This is a genomic window from Pseudarthrobacter sp. DSP2-3-2b1, assembly GCF_049895945.1.
Lineage (GTDB): Bacteria > Actinomycetota > Actinomycetes > Actinomycetales > Micrococcaceae > Arthrobacter.
This window is the reverse complement of the sequence record NZ_JAFCTI010000010.1, coordinates 29733-49714: the sequence shown is the minus strand read 5'-3', so window position 1 is coordinate 49714 and position 19982 is coordinate 29733. Positions and strand designations below refer to the sequence as shown.

At 66.6% G+C, this 19982-nt stretch carries 18 protein-coding genes; 8 read left to right on the top strand and 10 right to left on the bottom strand.

Annotated elements, in window-relative coordinates; translation table 11 throughout:
• Window positions 1-55: 55 nt before the first annotated feature.
• Window positions 56-2848 (bottom strand): PEP/pyruvate-binding domain-containing protein, encoded by a 2793-nt coding sequence (locus ACP7AX_RS13215; RefSeq protein ID WP_426226892.1) that lies wholly within the window; start codon window positions 2846-2848, stop codon window positions 56-58.
• Window positions 2849-2869: 21 nt separating this feature from the next.
• Entirely contained in the window at window positions 2870-3907 is a 1038-nt protein-coding gene (locus ACP7AX_RS13210) for a universal stress protein (RefSeq protein WP_426226890.1), read from the bottom strand.
• Between the two features lie 419 nt (window positions 3908-4326).
• On the opposite strand from ACP7AX_RS13210, the gene ACP7AX_RS13205 reads away from it, so the two are divergent.
• Window positions 4327-4965: an FAD-binding protein gene (locus ACP7AX_RS13205; protein ID WP_426227049.1), complete on the top strand. Its 639-nt coding sequence runs from the start codon at window positions 4327-4329 to the stop codon at window positions 4963-4965.
• 6 nt (window positions 4966-4971) lie between these two features.
• On the opposite strand, the gene ACP7AX_RS13200 is transcribed toward ACP7AX_RS13205, so the two are convergent.
• The 4 genes from ACP7AX_RS13200 to ACP7AX_RS13185 form a co-directional block, all read right to left on the bottom strand.
• Window positions 4972-5625, bottom strand: coding sequence for a copper resistance protein CopC (locus ACP7AX_RS13200; protein ID WP_426226888.1), 654 nt, complete (start codon window positions 5623-5625; stop codon window positions 4972-4974).
• Between the two features lie 70 nt (window positions 5626-5695).
• Entirely contained in the window at window positions 5696-8086 is a 2391-nt protein-coding gene (locus tag ACP7AX_RS13195; protein ID WP_426226886.1) for an ATP-binding cassette domain-containing protein, read from the bottom strand.
• On the bottom strand, window positions 8083-8493 hold the full coding sequence (locus ACP7AX_RS13190; protein ID WP_131684656.1) for a VOC family protein: 411 nt from the start codon (window positions 8491-8493) through the stop codon (window positions 8083-8085). Before ACP7AX_RS13190 ends, ACP7AX_RS13195 begins: the two co-directional genes overlap by 4 nt.
• Window positions 8494-8502: 9 nt before the next feature.
• Window positions 8503-8946: a helix-turn-helix transcriptional regulator gene (locus ACP7AX_RS13185; protein WP_426226883.1), complete on the bottom strand. Its 444-nt coding sequence runs from the start codon at window positions 8944-8946 to the stop codon at window positions 8503-8505.
• A 164-nt stretch (window positions 8947-9110) separates the two neighbouring features.
• Here ACP7AX_RS13185 and ACP7AX_RS13180 point away from each other — a divergent pair, with 164 nt between their 5' ends.
• A complete protein-coding gene (locus ACP7AX_RS13180) occupies window positions 9111-10553 on the top strand; it encodes an NCS2 family permease (protein ID WP_426226881.1) in 1443 nt (480 codons plus the stop codon).
• A 75-nt stretch (window positions 10554-10628) separates the two neighbouring features.
• On the opposite strand, the gene ACP7AX_RS13175 is transcribed toward ACP7AX_RS13180, so the two are convergent.
• A complete protein-coding gene (locus ACP7AX_RS13175; RefSeq protein ID WP_426227047.1) occupies window positions 10629-11933 on the bottom strand; it encodes a cation:proton antiporter in 1305 nt (434 codons plus the stop codon).
• 176 nt (window positions 11934-12109) lie between these two features.
• On the opposite strand from ACP7AX_RS13175, the gene hutG reads away from it, so the two are divergent.
• Entirely contained in the window at window positions 12110-13084 is a 975-nt protein-coding gene (gene hutG, locus ACP7AX_RS13170; protein ID WP_426226879.1) for a formimidoylglutamase, read from the top strand.
• Here hutG and ACP7AX_RS13165 read toward each other — a convergent pair.
• Entirely contained in the window at window positions 13081-13746 is a 666-nt protein-coding gene (locus ACP7AX_RS13165) for a response regulator (protein WP_131684660.1), read from the bottom strand. The genes hutG and ACP7AX_RS13165 overlap by 4 nt on opposite strands.
• Complete coding sequence (locus ACP7AX_RS13160) at window positions 13743-15335, bottom strand: sensor histidine kinase (RefSeq protein ID WP_426226877.1); 1593 nt, start codon at window positions 15333-15335, stop codon at window positions 13743-13745. The genes ACP7AX_RS13165 and ACP7AX_RS13160 overlap by 4 nt, the downstream gene beginning before the upstream one ends.
• 249 nt (window positions 15336-15584) lie before the next feature.
• Between ACP7AX_RS13160 and ACP7AX_RS13155 the strand changes: the two genes are divergently transcribed.
• From ACP7AX_RS13155 to ACP7AX_RS13135, 5 genes are all read left to right on the top strand, one after another.
• Complete coding sequence (locus ACP7AX_RS13155; protein WP_131684662.1) at window positions 15585-16595, top strand: tripartite tricarboxylate transporter substrate-binding protein; 1011 nt, start codon at window positions 15585-15587, stop codon at window positions 16593-16595.
• A complete protein-coding gene (locus ACP7AX_RS13150) occupies window positions 16592-17104 on the top strand; it encodes a tripartite tricarboxylate transporter TctB family protein (protein WP_131684663.1) in 513 nt (170 codons plus the stop codon). The genes ACP7AX_RS13155 and ACP7AX_RS13150 overlap by 4 nt, the downstream gene beginning before the upstream one ends.
• The gene (locus tag ACP7AX_RS13145; RefSeq protein ID WP_426226874.1) at window positions 17104-18714 is read left to right on the top strand and encodes a tripartite tricarboxylate transporter permease; all 1611 of its coding nucleotides are present in this window, start codon (window positions 17104-17106) and stop codon (window positions 18712-18714) included. The genes ACP7AX_RS13150 and ACP7AX_RS13145 overlap by 1 nt, the downstream gene beginning before the upstream one ends.
• Before the next feature lie 123 nt (window positions 18715-18837).
• On the top strand, window positions 18838-19239 hold the full coding sequence (locus ACP7AX_RS13140; protein WP_131684665.1) for a universal stress protein: 402 nt from the start codon (window positions 18838-18840) through the stop codon (window positions 19237-19239).
• A 96-nt stretch (window positions 19240-19335) separates the two neighbouring features.
• Window positions 19336-19593: a hypothetical protein gene (locus ACP7AX_RS13135; RefSeq protein ID WP_426226872.1), complete on the top strand. Its 258-nt coding sequence runs from the start codon at window positions 19336-19338 to the stop codon at window positions 19591-19593.
• Between the two features lie 124 nt (window positions 19594-19717).
• Here ACP7AX_RS13135 and ACP7AX_RS13130 read toward each other — a convergent pair whose 3' ends face one another.
• Window positions 19718-19954 (bottom strand): hypothetical protein, encoded by a 237-nt coding sequence (locus tag ACP7AX_RS13130; protein ID WP_426226870.1) that lies wholly within the window; start codon window positions 19952-19954, stop codon window positions 19718-19720.
• Between the last annotated feature and the right edge of the window lie 28 nt (window positions 19955-19982).

Sequence of the window (19982 nt, the reverse complement as noted above, 5' to 3'; positions counted from 1 at the left end):
GCCTGGCGGCCGCCCCGCACACCCCTGACGGTGCATCAACCGGAGCCCCGCCCGGTTATGCGGGCAGCACGGTGCCCGCGCCGCCGTCGACCGTGATTTTCTGGCCGGTGGAAAGCCGCAGGGTGGCATCCGGAACGCCCACCACTGCCGGGATGCCGTACTCCCGTGCCACTACGGCCCCGTGTGAATTGGGCCCGCCCATCTCCATTACCAGGCCACCCGCCGTCAGGAACAGCGGGGTCCAGCCGGGATCGGTGGACGGCGCCACCAGGATCTCGCCCGGTTCCAGGTGCGCTCCCACCGGGTCCAGGATGACCCGGGCAGCCGCGGTGACCGTTCCCGCCGAGGCAGGACTCCCCGCGAGCGCGCCCGGCACTGCCGGCACCCCCTGTGTTCCGGCCGGCTGCAGCGTTTCCGGTTCCGTACCGTCGGAGAGGAGCACCCGCGGGATGTGGCGCCGCTCCAGTTCCTGCGCGTACGCGGCCCGCCGCCGGGCCACCAGGGCACGCAGGTCAGCCGGCCGCGCTCCCTCACCACCTGCGGGCGCACCACCGCCAGGCGTACCACCGGCAGGCGCACCGACGGTGTGCAGGACACCGTGCGCCAAGCCGGCCCTGGCTTCCACCAGGTCCAGGAAGAAGACGTCGTCCGCCTCGGCCACCACCCCGGCCTCAACCAGTGCCGCGCCCACCACAGCCAGTTCCTTCCGCACTTCGGCAAGCCCCACCACCAGCAGATACTTCGGCAACTCGCGGAGCCCGGCAAACAGCCGCGCCCGCCGCAACGCCGCACGCACCACGAGGGCCCGGAGCCGGCCCCGGGCGCGTGCCTCAGCCACCAGGCGGTCCACACACGCCTCCGCCTCCTCGGCGGCATTGCTGAACTGGACGTCCGGAGCTACGGACAAATCTTCGAGCCGAAGGTAGTTGGCGAGGACGCCAATAATGTGGGTGGGGTCATCCGACCAACGGGGCATGCCGACGTCGATCTCCGCCACCGCGCGGTGCCCGTACCGGCCCATAAATCTCGCCAGGCCGGCCTGCAGCTCCGCCGGAAGCTCACCGGAGCGGTAGTCTGCGGCAACCTCTGCCGGTCCCCGGCCCACCACGGCGGCGCGGGATCCGCCGTCGTTCCTGATGACCTGGGCGAGGCGCCAGAGTTCAAGGTCCATTTCGGTGGTCACGTTGTTCGGCAGCCCGCGGAGCACCACCTGCAGGTCATCCCAGCGGCCGCCACCCAGCAGTTTCCCCGCCAGGGCCAGCGCGGCGAAGCCGAGGGCAGGAAGCGGCAGGATGGCCGGAACCACAGAGAAGATCCGGCCGCCGAGCAGGTGTTCAGCATGGTCCAGGCGTTGCAGCGGCGTGGCGTCGGCCGGCGGTTCAAGGGTGTCGCCGAAGCCGCGCGCGAGACGGTTCGCCCGCCGCAGCGCGGCTGCCGGGCGGAATACTGCCCGGAGCAGCGTCTCCGGAACCCGTGCGTGCACCGCTGCCGGCACCACGTGGCGCAGCAGGCCCAGCGGGGTCCGGCGGGTCACGGAGAACCGGGGGTCCTCGAACACCTTCCGCAGGACCGTGGCAGAGCGGGCTTCCATCACGTCGAAGACCCGCGGAATGATGCGCCGGCCCGTGGTGCTGCGGACCACCGCGGTCAGGTCGAAGTAGAGGCGCTGGGCAGCCTCCGCATACGGTGAGGGGCCGTTGCGCGGCTCGGGAACGTCGAAACGGGCTGCGCGGGCCACCGAGGACGCCAGCACCCTGAACGTTGCCAGTCCCATCGGCGTGATGGGCCGGGTCAGGCCCTGCGCCAGGCTGAAACAGAGGTAGACCCGGGTGCCCGGCCGGGTTGCCGCGCGCTCGGGAATGGGGAAAAGGGTGGTGATGGGCCGGGACTGGACGAGCCACACCCGGCCGTCCCCGGCGATGGCCCACTCAATGTCCTGCGGCGCTCCGAAGTGGTTCTCCACCCGCAGGCCAAGGGCGGCCAGTTCGGCGGCCTGCGGATCCGTGAGGCAGGCCGCTGCACCGCCATTGGAGGCAGCCACCGTGCGGGTTCCGCCGCCGGAGATCGGCCGGACGGCGATGCGCTTGTCACCGAGCCGCCGTTCCAGGACTGCCCCCGTGGCCGGGTCCACCACAAAGTGGTCCGGGTTGACCGCCCCGGACACCACGGCCTCCCCCAGGCCCGGGCTGGCATCGATCACAGCCTGCTGGCGGCGGCCGGTGAGCGGGTTGGCCGTGAACAGGACACCCGCGGCAGTAGCGTCAACCATCCGCTGGACCACCACGGCAAGTGCCACGGCGGTTGGATCAATCCGCCGGGTTGCCCGGTAGCTGACGGCGCGGTCGGTCCAGAGCGAGGCCCAGCAGCTGCGGACAGCATCCACAACGGCGGCGGCCCCCACCACATTGAGGTAGGTGTCCTGCTGCCCGGCGAAACTTGCCGACGGAAGGTCTTCGGCGGTGGCGGACGAGCGCACCGCAACGGGAACATCGTTCCCCAACGCCGCATAGGCCCGTTCGATCGCCTCAACAGTCTCCGCCGGAACAGGAGCGCTGAGGATCACCTCACGGGCCCGGGCGGCCAGCGCTGCCAGGGCGGCGAGATCGTCCTCAGCTGTGCTTTGCAGAGCCGTGTGGATTCCCTCCAGCTGGCCCTGTACGTGTGCGTCCCCGGCTGTTGCGCGGCGGTAGGCCTCCGTGGTGAGGCAAAAGCCGTCCGGGACAGGGAAGCCTGCTGCGATCAGCACCCCGAGGTTCGCTGCCTTGCCTCCCGCCAGGGGCAGCATGCCCGGCCCGATGTCCGCCAATCCCAGGATTGGCGGTGAACCTCCCGTGCCAGGCATTTCCATGCCTCCTGCTGCGGAACCTACTCAGGCCGCGCCCAGGATGGGCCCAAAGTTCGCCCGGTCCGCCAGGCGTGGGTCCTCCCGGTCCGGAACAACCAGCACCGGGCTTTTGGCGTGGTGCAGGACGCCCGCGGAGGTGGAACCCAGGAGCATTCCGGTGAAGCCGCCACGGCCACGGGTGCCCACCACCACAAGTTCCACCTGCCGGCTGGCCTCCACCAACGCATCCACGGGTGATCCGTCCTTGAGCTCCGCTTCCATCGGCAGGACGGGGTAGTGGCTCCTCAGCCAGGCCATCCCGGCGTCGAGCTGTACCTGGATGTCGGCCAGGAGGGCCTTCCGGTCCATGGGCGCCGGCACCCAGGCCAGGGATCCACTGTACTGCGGCACCGCGCAGAGCACCCGCAGTTTTGCCCCGAGCCGCTCGGCCTGGGCCGCTGCCTCGAGCACGGCGATGCGCGCCTGCTCGGATCCGTCAACGCCGACCACCACCGCGTTCTCCACGGGGTGGTGCCCGGCTTTGGCCTGTTCAGCCCTGATGCGTTTGTCATCGGTGGTTTCGCCCAGCCGGTCCGCGCAGATCAAAGGCACCGTGACGGTGGGGCATTTGGCGTGGGCGGGCAACGCGCTGCTGACTGAACCCAGCAGGCGTCCCACAAACCCGCCGCGCCCACGGGTGCCCACCACCAGCAGTTCGGCGGTCTCGGACAGCTCCAGCAGCACGCCCGAGGCGTCACCGTTCTCCACGGAGGCATCGACTTCGATGTTGTAGCCGGAAACCTTGTCCAACGCCTGCTGGACCACTGCCTCGGCGCCCTCACGGATCACTGAATCGTCCACGGTTGCGTAGCCGCCATCCAGCCCGGACGCGGCAAAGATCGGTACAGAGTAGGCCGTGACAATATGCAACGGCCGACGGCGGCGCTCGGCTTCCCGGGCCGCCCACACCAGTGCGCACTGGCCGTGATCGGACCCGTCCACGCCCACAACGATTCCACCCGGGTGGGCCGGCGTTCCGGCGCTGCCCCGTTCCGGATCCGGATGCATCTCCTGTGCGCCCATTGGGCCGCCTCCTCGCGATACTGCCTGATGTTGCGGCTATTCTGCCAGAAGCGGGGCGCTCCTCCTGCACCAGGGTAAGTGTCACCGCCCGGACCGGGAATTCCCTGCTTCCGCTTCTCACTATTCTCGGTCCGTGAACACTTAGCAAGCTATCCGCAGCTCCCGGGCGCACGTTATCCACAACCCGCCCCTGACCGGGTGGAAAGCGCATTCAACGCGGGCGGGAATGTTTGGGTTTGGGCTACCCATGGGCGCAAATGTTCTGTAGTCTTCGAGGCACTGCCGGTCCGGGGCGCCCTTGAGTGAGGAAGCATCCCGGGCCGGTTCTGCGGCCGGACTTTGGGGGTAAGGTGGCGCATGCGGGCGACGACGCCCGCGCCAGCCGAAATCTTCGAAGGAGGGAAACTGTAGTGTCAAGCATGCCTGTGAATGGCGGGACCGAACGGACCACCACGGTGATCATCGGCACGGGGCTTTCGGGCCTGGCCGTTGGAGCCGAACTGCGCCGGCGCGGCGTGGACGCGATCGTGGTGGACGGACTCGACATCCTGGGCGCCGGGCAGCCGGCCAATACAGCTTCACTGCAGCGCTGCGACGCCGCGGATTCAGACTCCCTCCGGGAACGCAACGAAATCCTCCGCCACCTGCGCAACTACGCAGCGAGCCACGACATGGACGTCCGCAACACCACCCGGGCAGTCCAGCTGACCATGGTGGGCGGAACCGCCGGCGGCGGGCATGACGGCACCACAGAACCCTTCGTTCCCCGCCAGTGGGAGGTGCACACCCCCAACGGCATCCTGCTGGCCGACAACATTGTGCTGACCCGCTGCGCCCACAGCCAGCTGCGGCGCATGCTCAGCGACTTCGGCATCACCGTCCGCAGCAACCTGGTGGCTGCCATGCGGACCATCGGCATTTACCTCGTGGGCGTGGGCGAGCTCATCACGCCGTCACCCAAGGAGGTGCTGCGCCAGGCCAAGACCGTGGGGCAGGCCATCTCCGCGAAGGTGCAGCCGGACGCCGGTCCGGCCGCCCTGACCGGCTTCGCCGTCTAGGAGCGCCTAACCCCGATCGCCATCACTGCCTGTGTCATCGGTGCCTGTGGCGAGCCTGCGTTTCGCCAGAACACCGATGGCCACCAGCAGTCCCAGCGCCACCGCGGCAAAGACCACCAGGCTCCAGGGGAACGGTTCAGACGCGCCAACGGCCGGCAGCGGGGTCGCTGTGGCTCCCGGCTGGGGGGTTCCCATGGTGGGGCCGGCAGCCGCCGTCGTCGTACTGGTTCCGGATGACGCGGCCGACGGCGATCCCGCGGGCGGTGCTCCCGCCGCACCGGCGGTGGCGGTGAACCCGAATGTCCCCTCGATGGGGTGCGAATCCGAGCTGACAACGCGCCACGCCACAGTGTAGGCGCCCGCCGGAGCCCCGGCCTTGAGCTTCTGGGACGCCACGTTGTCGACGATTTCGACGTTCCCCTCCGCCCACTCGGCGCCGGCTGAATCCTTGACGGAGAACTGCGCGCCGATGCCCAGCGGGTTTTTGTTGAAGGAGACGGACACCGTCTCAGGCGGGGTGGCCAGCGTTGCGCCCTGGGCAGGGCTGCTGGACTCGGCGGCGTCGTGCGCCGATGCGGGAGCGGAGGCGCCCAGGAGCACGGCGGCAAAAAGCACAGCCCCGAGTAGAGCACTCAGCAGCTGACGGCAGGTGGATCGCATGGGTGGACTGCTCCCTAGAATTGGCGTCCTTCCAGCCTAGGCGAACTTCCGGCGCAGCCCTGCCCGCCCCCTAGGCACCCACGTAGGCCGCCAGATGCTTGCCCGTGAGGGTGGACCGCCCGGCCACGAGGTCAGCCGGCGGGCCCTCGAAAACGATCTTGCCGCCGTCGTGTCCGGCGCCGGGACCCAGATCGATGATCCAGTCAGCGTGCGCCATGACCGCCTGGTGGTGTTCGATGACGATCACTGACTTTCCGGAGTCCACCAGCCGGTCAAGGAGGCCCAGCAGGTTCTCCACATCGGCGAGGTGGAGGCCTGTGGTGGGTTCGTCGAGGACGTAGACATCCCCCTTTTCCGCCATCTGGGTGGCCAGTTTGACGCGCTGCCGTTCGCCGCCGGACAGCGTGGTGAGCGGCTGGCCGAGGGTGAGGTAGCCCAGCCCGACGTCCACCAGCCGGTCCAAGATTTTGTGGGCGGCCGGCGTCCGGGCCTCACCTTCGCTGAAGAACTCCTCGGCCTCAGTCATGGACATCGCCAGGACCTCGGCAATGTTGCGGCCGCCCAGCGTGTATTCCAGCACCGATGCCTGGAAGCGCCGGCCCTCACAGTCCTCGCAGGTGGATTCGACTGTTGCCATGACACCCAGTTCGGTGAAGATGACACCGGCGCCGTTGCAGGTGGGGCAGGCACCTTCGGAGTTTGAGCTGAACAGTGCCGGCTTGACGTTGTTGGCCTTCGCGAACGCCTTGCGGATGGGTTCCAGCAGCCCGGTGTACGTGGCGGGGTTGCTGCGGCGCGAGCCTTTGATGGCGCCCTGGTCGATGACCACCACACCGTCCTGGCCGGCCACCGAACCGTGGATCAGCGAACTCTTCCCCGAGCCGGCCACCCCGGTGACGACGCAGAGCACACCCAGCGGGATATCGACGTCGACGTGCTGGAGGTTGTGCTTGGAGGCGCCACGGACCTCCAGCTTCCTGGCTGAGGAACGTACTTTGTCTTTCAGGGCCGCCCGGTCGTCGAGGTGGTGCCCGGTGATGGTGCCGCTGGCCCGCAGGCCCTCGACGGTTCCTTCGAAGCAGACGGCCCCGCCTTTGGTGCCGGCGCCGGGGCCGAGGTCAACCACGTGGTCAGCGATGGTGATGGTCTCGGGCTTGTGCTCCACCACCAGCACGGTGTTGCCCTTGTCCCGGAGCTGCAGCAGGAGCTGGTTCATCCGCTCGATATCGTGCGGATGCAGTCCGATGGAGGGTTCGTCGAACACGTAGGTGACGTCGGTGAGGGAGGATCCGAGGTGGCGGATCATCTTGGTGCGCTGCGCCTCCCCGCCGGACAGCGTTCCGGCCGGCCGGTCCAGGGAGAGGTAGCCGAGCCCGATTTCGGCGAACGAGTCGAGCAGGTGCTGCAGGCCCTTGAGAAGCGGTGCCACCGAGGGCTCCTTGAAGTCACGGATCCAATCGGCGAGGTCGCTGATCTGCATTTCGCACAGATCGGCGATGTTCTTGCCCCTGATCTTCGCGCTCCTGGCCTCGGGGCTTAGCCGCGTTCCGTCACACTCCGGGCAGGACTGGAACGTGATGGCGCGCTCCACGAAGGCCCGGATGTGGGGCTGCATGGCGTCGACGTCCTTGGAAAGCATCGACTTCTGGATCTTCGGAATCAGGCCCTCGTACGTGAGGTTGATTCCCTCCACCTTGATTTTGGTGGGCTCCTTGTAGAGGAGGTCGTCCATCTCCTTCTTGGTGAACTTCGCGATCGGCTTGTCCATGTTCAGGCCGGCGCCGGCGAAGATGCGGCCGTACCAGCCGTCCATGCTGTACCCGGGGACGGTCAGGGCGCCCTCGGCGAGCGACTTGCTGCTGTCATACAGGGCAGTGAGATCGAAATCGGAGACCGAACCCATGCCCTCGCAGCGCGGGCACATGCCGCCGAGGTAGACGGCGTTCTGGACCACGCTCTTTTCAACCCTGCCGCCCTTCTCGGTGCTCATCACCCCGCTGGCTTTCCGCGTGGGGACGTTGAAGGAGAAAGCGGTGGGCGGGCCGACATACGGCTGTCCCAGCCGGCTGAACAGGATCCGGAGCATCGCATTGGCGTCGGTGGCGGTGCCCACCGTGGAGCGGGGGTTCGCACCCATCCGCTCCTGGTCGACAATGATGGCCGTGGTCAGGCCTTCGAGCATGTCGACGTCGGGCCGGGCCAGTGAGGGCATGAACCCCTGCAGGAAGGCGCTGTAGGTCTCGTTGATCATCCGCTGCGACTCAGCGGCGATGGTGGCGAAGACCAGCGAGCTCTTGCCTGACCCCGATACCCCGGTGAACACCGTCAGGCGGCGCTTCGGGATCTCCAGGCTGATGTCCTTGAGGTTGTTCTCGCGCGCACCCTGGACGCGGATCAGGTCATGGGTATCGGCAGCGTGGACCGCGGGTGGCTGGAGGTCCGTGGTGGTGTCCGCAGTCATCGTGCCTCGTTAATGCGGATCATGTTTCCGGCGGGATCGCGGAACGCGCAGTCCCGGATGCCGTAGGCCTGTTCGATGGGCTCCTGGACCACTTCGGCGCCGCTTGCCTGCAGCTTCTCGAAGGTTCCATCCAGGTCAGGGGTGGCGAGCACGATCCGCGCGTAGCTGCCTTTGGCCATCAGTTCGGTGATGGTCCGCCGTTCGTCTTCGGTGAGGCCAGGGTCCGCCGTCGGGGGTTCAAGGACGATGGAGGTCTGGGGCTGGCCCGCCGGCCCGACTGTCAGCCAGCGCATTCCGCCGTAGCCGACGTCGTTGCGCACCTCGAAACCCAGGGTGTCCCGGTAGAACGCCAGGGACGCCTCCGGATCGGTATGGGGGAGGAATGTCCAATGAATTGTGAGTTCCATGACGCCAGTCTAGGCGCGGCTCTGAGCCCGCGCTTCTCTATTCCTGATCGGTCTGGTGACCTGTTTGACGACGCAGGAAGGCATGCCCGCCGCGTGGCCGCCGGCCACGCGGCGGTAACTGCTCGGCGACATCCCCACCAGTTCCGTAAAGCGGGTGCTGAAGGTACCCAGGGATGAGCATCCGACGGCGAAGCAGACGTCCGTGACGCTGAGGTCTCCGCGGCGAAGCAGGGCCATCGCGCGCTCGATCCGCCGGGTCATCAGGTAGCCGTAAGGCGGCTCGCCGTACGCCAGGCGAAACTGCCTGCTAAGGTGCCCGGCGGACATGTTCACGCCCCGTGCGAGCGCCTCGACGTCGAGGGGTTGAGCGTACTCGCGGTCAATCCTGTCCCGGACGCGCCGCAGCAGCGCGAGGTCGCGAAGATGCTGCTGTTGGGCCGGATTGCTGTTCATTTGCGTGATAGTGCCACGCCCCGGCAGGGATGTCCAGCACTTTTCGGACCGCCCACAGGACCGCAGGTAGCGAAGTTCACAGTGTGTTTGGGCTGCTGTGGTCCGGGAGCCGGGCCGCCGCCAATTAGGATCAAGTATCCCCAAAAGACTCCCCCGGAGGACTAATGCTTAAGCAAGGCTCTGCCCTGGACCGGTACTTCAAGATCACCGAGCGGGGGTCCAACCTCTCCCGCGAGATCCGCGGCGGGTTCGCCACCTTCTTCGCGATGAGCTACATCGTGGTCCTCAACCCGCTCATCCTCTCCGGCCCGGACTCCAGCGGAAACACACTCGGGTTCACCGCCGTGGCCGCCGTCACCGCCTTCGTGGCAGGCATCCTCACCATCCTGATGGGCGCCTGGGCCAAACACCCCTTCGCCCTGGCCACCGGCCTGGGCGTCAACGCGTTTGTGGCCGTGACCGTGGCAACCAACCCGGGCCTGACCTGGCCGGACATGATGGGCCTGGTGGTCATCTCCGGTGTGACCATGCTGATCCTGGTCCTGACCGGATTCCGCACAGCGGTCTTCAAGGCCGTTCCCGATGGGCTCAAGACCGCGATCGTGGTGGGCATCGGCCTCTTCATCGCCCTGATCGGCCTGGTCAATGCCGGCTTCGTGCGGCGCATCCCGGACGTAGCCGGCACCACCGTTCCCGTGGGCCTGGGGTTCGACGGCAAGCTCCTGGGCTGGCCGACGGCCGTGTTCGTCTTCGGCCTGATCCTGACCATCGCCCTGGTGGTCCGCAAGGTCAAAGGCGCCATCCTGATCGGCATCATCACCTCGACGGTCATCTCGGTCATCCTTGAGATGACCCTGCACATCGGCCCCAGCTTCGACGGCAAGGTCTCCAACCCACAGGGCTGGTCGCTGGTGGCCCCCACGTTCTCTAAGTGGTCGGCTCCGGACCTGTCCCTGATCGGCAAGGCCAACCCGTTCGGTGCGTTTGAGCACCTCGGCTTTGTGGCCGCGACGCTGCTTGCCTTCGTGATCCTCCTCAGCATCTTCTTTGACGCCATGGGCACGATGGTGGGCCTCGCGACCGAAGCCGGGAACATCGACGAGCACGGCAACATCCCCAACGTTGACCGGGTGCTGCAGGTGGACGCCCTCGGCGCCATCGTAGGCGGCGGCGCGTCAGTCTCCTCGAACCAGATCTACGTGGAGGCGGGTGCCGGAATCGGCGAAGGCGCGCGGACCGGCGTGGCTTCGATCGTGACCGGCCTGCTGTTCCTGGTGGCAATGTTCTTCACCCCGCTGATCAACCTGGTGCCGTTTGAAGCAGTGGCGCCTGCCCTGGTGGTGGTGGGCTTCATGATGGTCTCCCAGGTGGGCAAGATCGACTGGCAGGACTGGGGCATCGCGATCCCGGCCTTCCTGACGTTCACCCTGATGCCGTTCACCTACTCGATCGCCAACGGCCTGGGCGCAGGCTTCATTGCGTTCGTCCTGATCCGCACCGTCCAGGGCCGGGTCAAGGAAATCCACCCGCTGATGTGGGCCGTGGCCGCGGCCTTCCTGCTCTTCTTCGCAGTAGGGCCCATCGAGGCCGCGCTGGGCATGCTGTAACAGCACTCCGCATGCTGTAACGGCACTGGGGCTGCCGTAACAGCTGGTCCGCCGCAACCTCCCGGTGGATGGCCCCTACACGGGAGTGTTGGGGGCCATCCCCTCGTCGCCGGTTTCCGCCAAGGCCCTGCGCTCACGCAGCTTGTCCAGGCGGTTCATCAGCGGCGAGGTGGTGGCGCCGTGAATGACGATGGACAGCGCCACCACCAGCCCCACAAAGCCCCACAGCCATTCCGCCTGGTCCGAGAATTCGCCTTTCCCCAATGCGTAGGCGAGGTAGTACAGGGAGCCGATCCCGCGGATTCCGAAAAAGGACAGGGCAATCCTTTCCCGCGGCCCGGTTTTGCCGCCCATGAGCCCCACCCAGCCGGCAAGCGGGCGGACCAGCAGCAGGAACGCCAGGGCCACCAGAACCTCAACCCAGCCCATCCGGTCAAGCAGTCCACGCGCGATGGCGCCGCCCAGAAGGACAAGGATCACCACAGTCATCAGGCGTTCCAATTGCTCCACATAGGAGTGCAGGATCTTGTGGTAGCCATGCGTATGTTCCGCGGAGCGGATGGTGACGGCGCAGACAAACACGGCGATGAACCCGTATCCCTCGATCATCTCGGTGAGGCCGTAGGCCAGGAATGTTGCCGCCAGGGCGACGAAGCCTTCTGCGTGGTTGGACAGGCGGAGGCTTTCCTTCCGGGCAGAAAAGAAGAGCCGGGCCAGGACTTTGCCGATCAGGAATCCGACCAGGAGGCCGGCCGCCAGCCGCCACACGACGTCCACGCCGAACCATTCGGGGAACCATGCAAGGGGTGAGGACCCCACGATGCTGATGGCGATGGCGAGGTACACGAACGGGAAGGCCAGGCCGTCATTCAGGCCGGCTTCGGAGGTCAGGCCGAACCGGACTTCGTCCTCGTTCTCACTGCCCTCATCCTCATCCGCAGGCTCCCCCACCTGGACTTCCGAGGCCAGGACCGGGTCCGTGGGGGCCAGGCTGGATGCCACCAGCAGCGCCGCGCCCAACCCGAGCCCGAGGAACCACATCCCCAGCAGGGTCAGGGTGATAATGCATAGCGGCATCGCAATACCCAGGAGACGCCAGGTGGTGGACCAGGTTTTGCGTCCTACCGGCCGGTCCAGGGCCAGGCCGGCACCCATCAGGGAGATGATCACGCAGACCTCCGCGACGTGCAGGGTGAAGTCGCTGTGTTGGAGCGGATCAGGGTCAGGGAGTGTGGGAATCAGGGAAAAAGCTGCGATGCCGGCGCCAAGGAACACCATGGGCATCGAAAAGGGGGCGTTGCGCAGGGCCTTGGGGAGGACCGCTGCGACAAATACCGCCAGGCCTGCGGCGGCAAAAAGAATACTCGGGGCTTCCAGCATGGGCTGCTCTCGGAAATCGGACATTCGCGTGGAGGGGTTGCTCCACAATAGTCCTGTTGCGTGCCAGGGCGACCGTCCGCAGCGGCTTTCCCCGACTGCGTCCGGCATCCGTTATGCCAGACAGAACGGCGGCGGTGCCGCTGGTTTTCACACCCGGCATGGGGTGAAGTGGAGCCATGGTCCTTCCCTTATCTCCTGCCGATCTCCCGCCCGAGCCCTGGACGGGGCGGTTCGATGGCGAGGGCCAGGAACACCGGCGCTGGTGGCAGGCGGTCTCACCCTATTCCAGGGGCGTCCCGGTGCCCCCCGGATCTGCAGCTGAGGGCCAGCCCGGCTCCCGCCCCGCAGTGATGCTCGGATTCTGCAGTGATGAGGGGGTCCGGCGGAACAAGGGCCGCCCCGGTGCGGCCCTCGCCCCGGCCGCTCTCCGGGCTGCGCTTGGCCCGCTGGCCTTCCACCTGGAACGGGAGGTGTTCGACGCCGGTGACGTTGTAGTGTCAGGCGGTGCCCTGGAAGACGGCCAGGCCCGTGCCGGTCAGGTCATTACGGCAATGCTCGACGCCGGGAATCTCACCGCTGTCCTGGGCGGCGGCCACGAGACCGCGTACGCCAGTTACCTGGGCATTGCCGCGTCCGCAGCCGTCCAGGGCCGCCGGCTGGGTGTGCTTAACCTTGACGCCCACTTTGACCTGCGCGATGAGCCCATACCCAGTTCCGGAACGCCGTTCCTGCAGATGGCGCACGCGGAAGCCGCCGCGGGGCGCGAACTCCGGTACGCCGTCGTCGGGATTTCAGAACCCAACAACACCCGGGCTCTGTTCGATACCGCCCAACGCCTTGGCGTGGAGTACGTGCTGGACGAGGACTGCACAGCGGCGCGGGTGGAATCCTTTGTGGCCGGGTTCCTGGCCGGCGTGGACGTGCTGTACCTGACCATCGATCTTGACGTGCTGCCCGCTTCGGTGGCTCCCGGGGTCAGCGCGCCGGCCGCTTATGGGGTGCCGCTGCCGGTCATCAGCGCGGTGTGCAGGCAAGTGGCGCAGAGCGGGAAACTGCTGCACTTCGATGTGGCAGAGCTGAACCCCGCCTTCGACATCGACGGCCGGACAGCGAGGGTCGCAGCACGGCTGGTGGACACTCTGCTGCGCTAGCTTCTGAGCACGTAGCGCCGCTCGGGCCGCCCTACGCCGTACTTGAGCCGGACCTCCAGGGCTCCCTCGTCGTGCAGGTACTCGAGGTACCTGCGGGCGCTGACCCGGGAGGTGCCCAACTGGACTGCCACCTCGGCGGCGGAGAGATCGCCGTCGGCCTCCTTGAGGGCCGTCTCCACCAGCTTCAGTGTCTCGATGCTGCAGCCCTTGGGCAGCGGCCGCTCGGTCCGGTCCAGGCCGAAGACCCGGTTGACGTCCGACTGTTCCGCCACGTCCTTGGACGAGTCCAGGCCCTGGTAGGCGTTGCGGTAATGCTCCAGCCGTTCCTGCAGGTCAGTCTGCGAGAAGGGCTTGATCAGGTAATGCACAATCCCGCCGCGGAGCGCCTTGCGGACCGTCTCCACTTCGCGCGCGGCACTGATCACCAGGACGTCCAGTTCCGGCGCTACTTCCCGCAGCTTCTGCATCAGGTCCAGGCCGTTGATGTCCGGCAAATGGATATCCAGGAGCACCAGGTCCGGCTGCAGGCGGGCGGTTTCCGTCAGTGCCTGCGCGCCCGTGTGAGCCACACCGACGACGGCGAATCCCGGCGTGCGCTGGATGAATCCCGCGTGGACTTTTGCCACCATGAAATCGTCGTCAATGATCAGGACGTTGATCATGGCTTCGGCCTCCTTCGGTTGAGCTTGGCGGTAAAGACCGCGCCGTGGTCGTTTGCCACCGTAAGGTCGCCGCCGCCGCGGCGGCAGACCACCCTCGAGAGGGCCAGGCCGAAGCCGCGGCCGCCGTCGGACCCGGGCTGCGGCCCGCCGGGCTGCTTGGTGGTGAAACCCTGGCGGAAAATCTCCTCACGGCCGGCGTCCGGGACTCCCGGACCGTTGTCCCGGACGGTCACTGTGACGGTGTTTCCATGTTCTTGCACCAGCACACTGACGTTTCCCGCCGGGAGCCCGGCGACGGCGTCGAACGCGTTGTCCACGAGGTTACCGGCAACGGTGGCCAGGTCCCGCGAGAGATCGTCATCCACGCGGCCAAGGGCGGATTCGGGGTCGAGTTTGAGCGTCACACCGCGTTCGGTGGCCAGGCTGGATTTGGCGATCAGGAGGGCGGCGAGCGCGGGGTCCTGGATCCGGCTGGTGACCTCATCGTTGAGCCGGGTCCGGTCAACGGTTGCGCCATTGACGAACTGCACCACGGAATCGTACTCGCCGATCTGGATCAGCCCGGAGATCACGTGCAGCTGGTTGGCGAATTCGTGAGCCTGTGCGCGGAGGGTATCCGTGGCCGTCCGCGTGGCGCCGAGCTCACGTTCCAGCGAGGACAGTTCGGTGCGGTCGCGCAGCGTGGTGACTGCGCCGATATCCCTGCCGCGGGACCGGATCGGCACGCGGTTGAGCACCACAAGCCGCTCGCCCACCAGCACCAACCGGTCCGGGTCCACCTGTTCCTGGGTGAGCACCTCTTTGAGGGCGGGATCCACCGCGAGCGCGGCGAGGTCCTTGCCCACGCAGTCGGCAGGCAGCCCGAGCAGTTCGCGGGCGCTGTCGTTGGCCACCGTGACACGCTGGTGCGGATCCAGGGCCACCACACCCTCCTTCAGCCCGTGAAGCATGGCCTCGCGGTTTTCCACCAGCCCGGTGATTTCGCTCGGTTCCATGCCGAGTGTCTGCCGCTTCACCCGGCGGGCCAGCAGCAGGGAGCCCGCTACTCCCAGCACGCTGGCGATGCCGAGGTAGGTCAAGAGGTTGGGGACCGCGTCCCCCAGCCGCTCAAGGACGGACGGGTAATGCCGGCTGATGGAGGCGATCCCGATCATCTCGCCGCTGTCGTCAAGAACTGGGACGTGCGCGGAGAGCGATTGCGATCCGGAGTTGGCCACCGGGCCGGTCCAGGCACGGCCCTCCATGACCCGGCTGTCGCCCAGGTCAAGCGGCTGGCCGAGCAGGCCCGGATCGGATGAGGTCACCACCGTGCCGTCCAGCCTGGCAATCGCCACGTGCGAGGACCCGGAGACGGTCCGCACAGACTCGGCCACCGCGGGAAGGGCTGAGCCCACCCTGGGCTCGGCTGCGGGCAGCAACTCCCGCACTGTGGGATTGGCGCCCAGCGCTTCTGCCGCAGAGAGGGCCCGCCTGCCTTCGATCCGTTCAAAATCGGCCGCCGATTGTGCGAGGGAAATCGCTGCCACGGCCACCAGGACGGCGAGGACGATCAGCAACTGCAGCGCCAGGTACTGCCCAGCGAGGGACATTCCTCTACGTCGAGACACTGTGGTTCTTTCCTCTGCTGCGGTGCGTGGGTAGTGACGTGCGGGACCCTCGCGGGGTACCGGAACTATATCCCAGCGTACGGGCCTATCCGGGCGCGGTGGGCCGCCGGAAACGTGTACGCAATGAACTTAACTTTCTCTGCGTACACAAGAGTGATGCCCGTCACTCCCGGGCCTAACATCGGATCACCAGTCAGTTTTTTGTTGATTATTCTCAGAGAAGAGGAACACATGCGCCAGATCCGCGCATTGCGTATTGCCGCCGTCGCCGCCGGCATCGCCCTGATGGCCACCGGCTGCGGTGCCACCGGGAAAAGCTCCACCGATTCCGCAACCACGGGTGCCGCCGCAGGCCCCTTGACCGATCTCCAGATCATGGTTCCAAACACCCCCGGCGGCGGGTACGACACCACCGCCCGTGTTGCCGCAAAGGTGCTCGACGACGAGAAACTCGCCACCAACACCGAGGTCTTCAACCTGGCCGGTGCCGGCGGGACCGTTGGGCTGGCCCGGATTGTCAACGAAAAGGGCAACGGTGACCTGACCATGCTGATGGGGCTGGGCGTGGTGGGCGCAAGCTACACCAACAAGTCCGAGTCGAAGCTGACGGCCACCACCCCGCTGGCCAAGCTCATTGAAGAGCCCGGCGCCATCATGGTCAACAAGGATTCGCCCTACAAGACCATCGATGACCTGGTCACCGCGTGGAAAGCCGATCCCGGTTCCATCAGCGTGGGCGGCGGCTCCTCCCCCGGCGGTCCGGACCACCTGCTGCCCATGCAGCTCGCCGGCGCAGTCGGAATCGACGCCACCAAAGTGAACTTCGTATCCTACGACGGCGGTGGTGACCTCCTCCCGGCCATTCTCGGCAACAAGGTGGGCTTCGCAGCCTCCGGCGCCGGCGAGTACCTCCAGCAGATCCAGTCCGGCGAGGTCCGTGTCCTGGCGACCAGCGGCGACAAGCGGCTCGAAGGAGTGGACGCACCCACCCTCAAGGAGTCCGGCATCGACCTGGTGTTCACCAACTGGCGCGGCATCGTGGCCCCTCCGGGCATCAGCGATGCGGACAAGGCCGAGCTGATCGCCACTCTGGAAAAAATGCACGGCACGGCTGCCTGGAAGGAAGCACTCAAGACCAACAGCTGGTCCGATGCCTTCATCACCGGGGCCGAGTTCGAAACCTTCCTCGCCGAGCAGGACAAGCGGGTGGCGGACGTCCTCACGAAGCTTGGTTTGGCGTGAGTTCCTCACCAACACTGGCCTCACGGCTCAAAGGCCGCTCCGAGCTGGGGGTCGCCCTCCTGCTCGGGGCGGTCGGGGCCTTGGTCATCTGGGACGCCGCACGAATCGTCACCCCCTACTCCCAGACTGACCCGGTTGGCCCCCGCACCCTCCCCTTCATGGTGGGCGGGCTGCTCCTGATCTGCGCAGTCATGCTGGCCGTCAATGTCCTCCGCGGCGGCCAGGGTGAAGCCGAAGGCGGCGAGGACGTGGACCTGACCCACCCCGCCGACTGGAAGACCGTCCTGCCCCTGATCGGGGCCTTCGTCGCCAACATCCTGCTGATCGACTGGGCGGGCTGGGTGATCTCCGGGACGGTCCTGTTCTGGGGATGCGTCTGGGCGCTCGGCAGCCGCCACTACATCCGTGACGGCCTCATCTCAGTAGTGCTGTCCCTGCTGACCTTCTACGGCTTCTACCTCGGCCTGGGCATCGCACTGCCGGCCGGCCTCCTGGAAGGAATCCTCTGATGGACGTCTGGTCCTCCCTGATGGACGGTTTCGCCACCGCCCTGACCCCCATGAACTTCCTCTACGCAGTGATCGGCGTGATCCTGGGTACCGCCGTCGGCGTCCTCCCGGGCCTCGGCCCGGCAATGACCGTAGCGCTGCTCCTCCCCGTCACCTACGCCCTGGAACCCACCAGCGCGTTCATCATGTTCGCCGGCATCTACTACGGCGGCATGTACGGTGGCTCCACCACCTCCATCCTGCTGAACACACCGGGCGAATCGTCGTCGGTGGTGACAGCGATCGAGGGCAACAAGATGGCGAAAGCCGGCAGGGCCGCCCAGGCCCTGGCGACGGCGGCCATCGGCTCGTTCGTCGCCGGAACCATCGGCACCACCCTCCTGGCTGTCTGCGCCCCGATTGTGGTGGAGTTCGCCGTCAGCCTTGGCTCGCCCAGCTACTTTGCCATCATGGTCCTGGCACTCCTCGCGGTAACCGCCGTCCTGGGTTCATCCAGGCTGCGGGGCTTCGCCGCCCTGGGCCTCGGCCTCGCGATCGGCCTGGTGGGCATGGATTCCGTGACCGGCCAGCGCAGGCTCACCTTCGGCCAGCCCCTGCTGGCTGACGGCCTGGACATCGTGGTGGTGGCAGTAGCCATCTTCGCCGTGGGCGAGGCCCTCTGGGTTGCCGCGCACCTCCGCCGCAACCCGCTGCAGGTCATCCCGGTGGGACGTCCGTGGATGGGCAAACAGGACTGGAAGCGTTCCTGGAAGCCCTGGCTCCGGGGAACTGCGTACGGTTTCCCCTTCGGCGCATTGCCGGCAGGCGGGGCCGAGATCCCCACGTTCCTCTCCTACGTCACGGAGAAACGCCTCAGCAAGCACCCGGAGGAGTTCGGCCACGGCGCCATTGAAGGCGTAGCCGGGCCGGAAGCAGCCAACAACGCCGCGGCCGCCGGAACCATGACCCCGCTCCTGGCCCTGGGCCTGCCCACGAACGCGACGGCGGCAGTCATGCTGGCAGCCTTCACCTCCTACGGCATCCAGCCCGGACCACAGCTGTTCGCCAGCGAAGGGCCGCTGGTCTGGGCCCTGATCGCGAGCCTGTTCATCGGCAACTTCCTGCTGCTGCTCATCAACCTGCCGCTGGCACCGCTGTGGGCCAAACTCCTGCAGCTCCCCCGGCCCTACCTCTACGCAGGAATTCTGTTCTTCGCCACGCTGGGCGCCTACTCGGTGAACCTGCAGGCGTTCGACCTGATCATCCTCCTGGCGCTGGGTGCCCTGGGGTTCATGATGCGCCGCTTCGGACTTCCCGTGCTGCCGCTCATCCTGGGTGTCATCCTGGGGCCACGCATCGAAGGCCAGCTTCGCAAGACGCTGCAGCTGAGCGCGGGGGATCCTGCCGGCCTCTGGAGCGAGCCGATCGCCGTCGGCGTCTACATCATCATCGCGCTCATCCTCGTGTGGCCGTTCCTGTTCAAGCTGATCCGGCGGAACCGGCCAGCAAGCCTCCTGTCCGCAAACTCCACGCGCGGGTCTGAGCCGAAGGAAGCCGGCAGCAACGTCAGCCACGGCAGCCACCGGGCCGACGGGTCCACTCGTGATGGCGACGGGGACGGCGACGGCTAACCGGCCTTGGCACTGGCCCTTGCCGCCCTTGCCCTTTGCGTTTTGCCCCACAGCCCACTGACCCCTGCCCCACAGCCCACTGCCCCACAGCAGATAATCACTGACACAGATAGAGGAACAGCCATGACGATAGTGGTGGGATACGTCCCTACGCCCGAGGGCGAAGCAGCCCTCACCCAGGCAATTTCGGAAGCCCGGAAGACCAGCACCATGCTGCTGGTGATCAACTCCTCAAAGGGCGATGCCCTGGTGGACAACAGGTACGCCCAGGAACCCGAGATCCAGACCATTGAGGACCGCCTTGCAGCTCAGGGTATTGACCACCAGATCGTCCAGCCGGTGCGCGGCCACGACGCCGCCGCAGAGGTTCTGGAAGCGGCCGAGCAGCACAACGCAGAGCTGATTGTCATCGGACTTCGCCGCCGTACCCCGGTGGGCAAACTGATCATGGGCAGCACGTCCCAGCGGATCCTTCTTGAGGCCGATTGCCCGGTTCTGGCGGTCAAAGCGGGGGCAACGGCCTGACCCAGCGGCCGGATAGAGACCAGTCATCTGACATCTCTAGTGGCGGATCCGGTATGCTTGACCGAGCCTTTGGCACGAGTACAGAAAGTTCGGCACATGAATACAGCTATCTTGGAACGCCCCCTGGCCGCCGTCGCGGCAGACGAAGCGGCATCTTCCCGGTCCCTCGACCTGCAGTTTTCCACTGCCCACGAGATGCACGAAGGACTGGACAACGCTGTTGCCACGCTGATCGAAACCGCGAAGGAGGCAGCCTGCGGAATCTTGGTCACCCGGCTGCACCCCGGCCGTTACACGGTGGCCGTCGATGAATCGGTTCCCTTCGGTGAGACCTACGAAAGCATCGCGGCCTGACCCTGCGGCTTTCAGAGCAAACCGTTTCAACGCAACACCCGCTTCAACGCACAACCCGCTTCAACGCAAAAAAGTCCCTGCAGTCCGGTAAACACCGGGCTACAGGGACTTTTTTGCGTTTTAGTCAGCTCCTGCGGACCTCAACCCCGTCAGATTTCAGGAAGGACTCCTTCTCTGACGGGCTGGCCGGTACGAGCCACAGCACGTTCCCGCTCTGCGATACTTCCTCCACTACGCCGTCTGCGATGACATGCGCGTGCTTAATGATTTCCACCCGGTCCCCGGCCTGGAGTGTTCCCCAATCCGAAATGATGGCCGAATGGGCATTACGCCTCGAAAGAACAGCCCCACGTGCTTTCATGTGAACTTCTACCCCTTTGTATTACGTC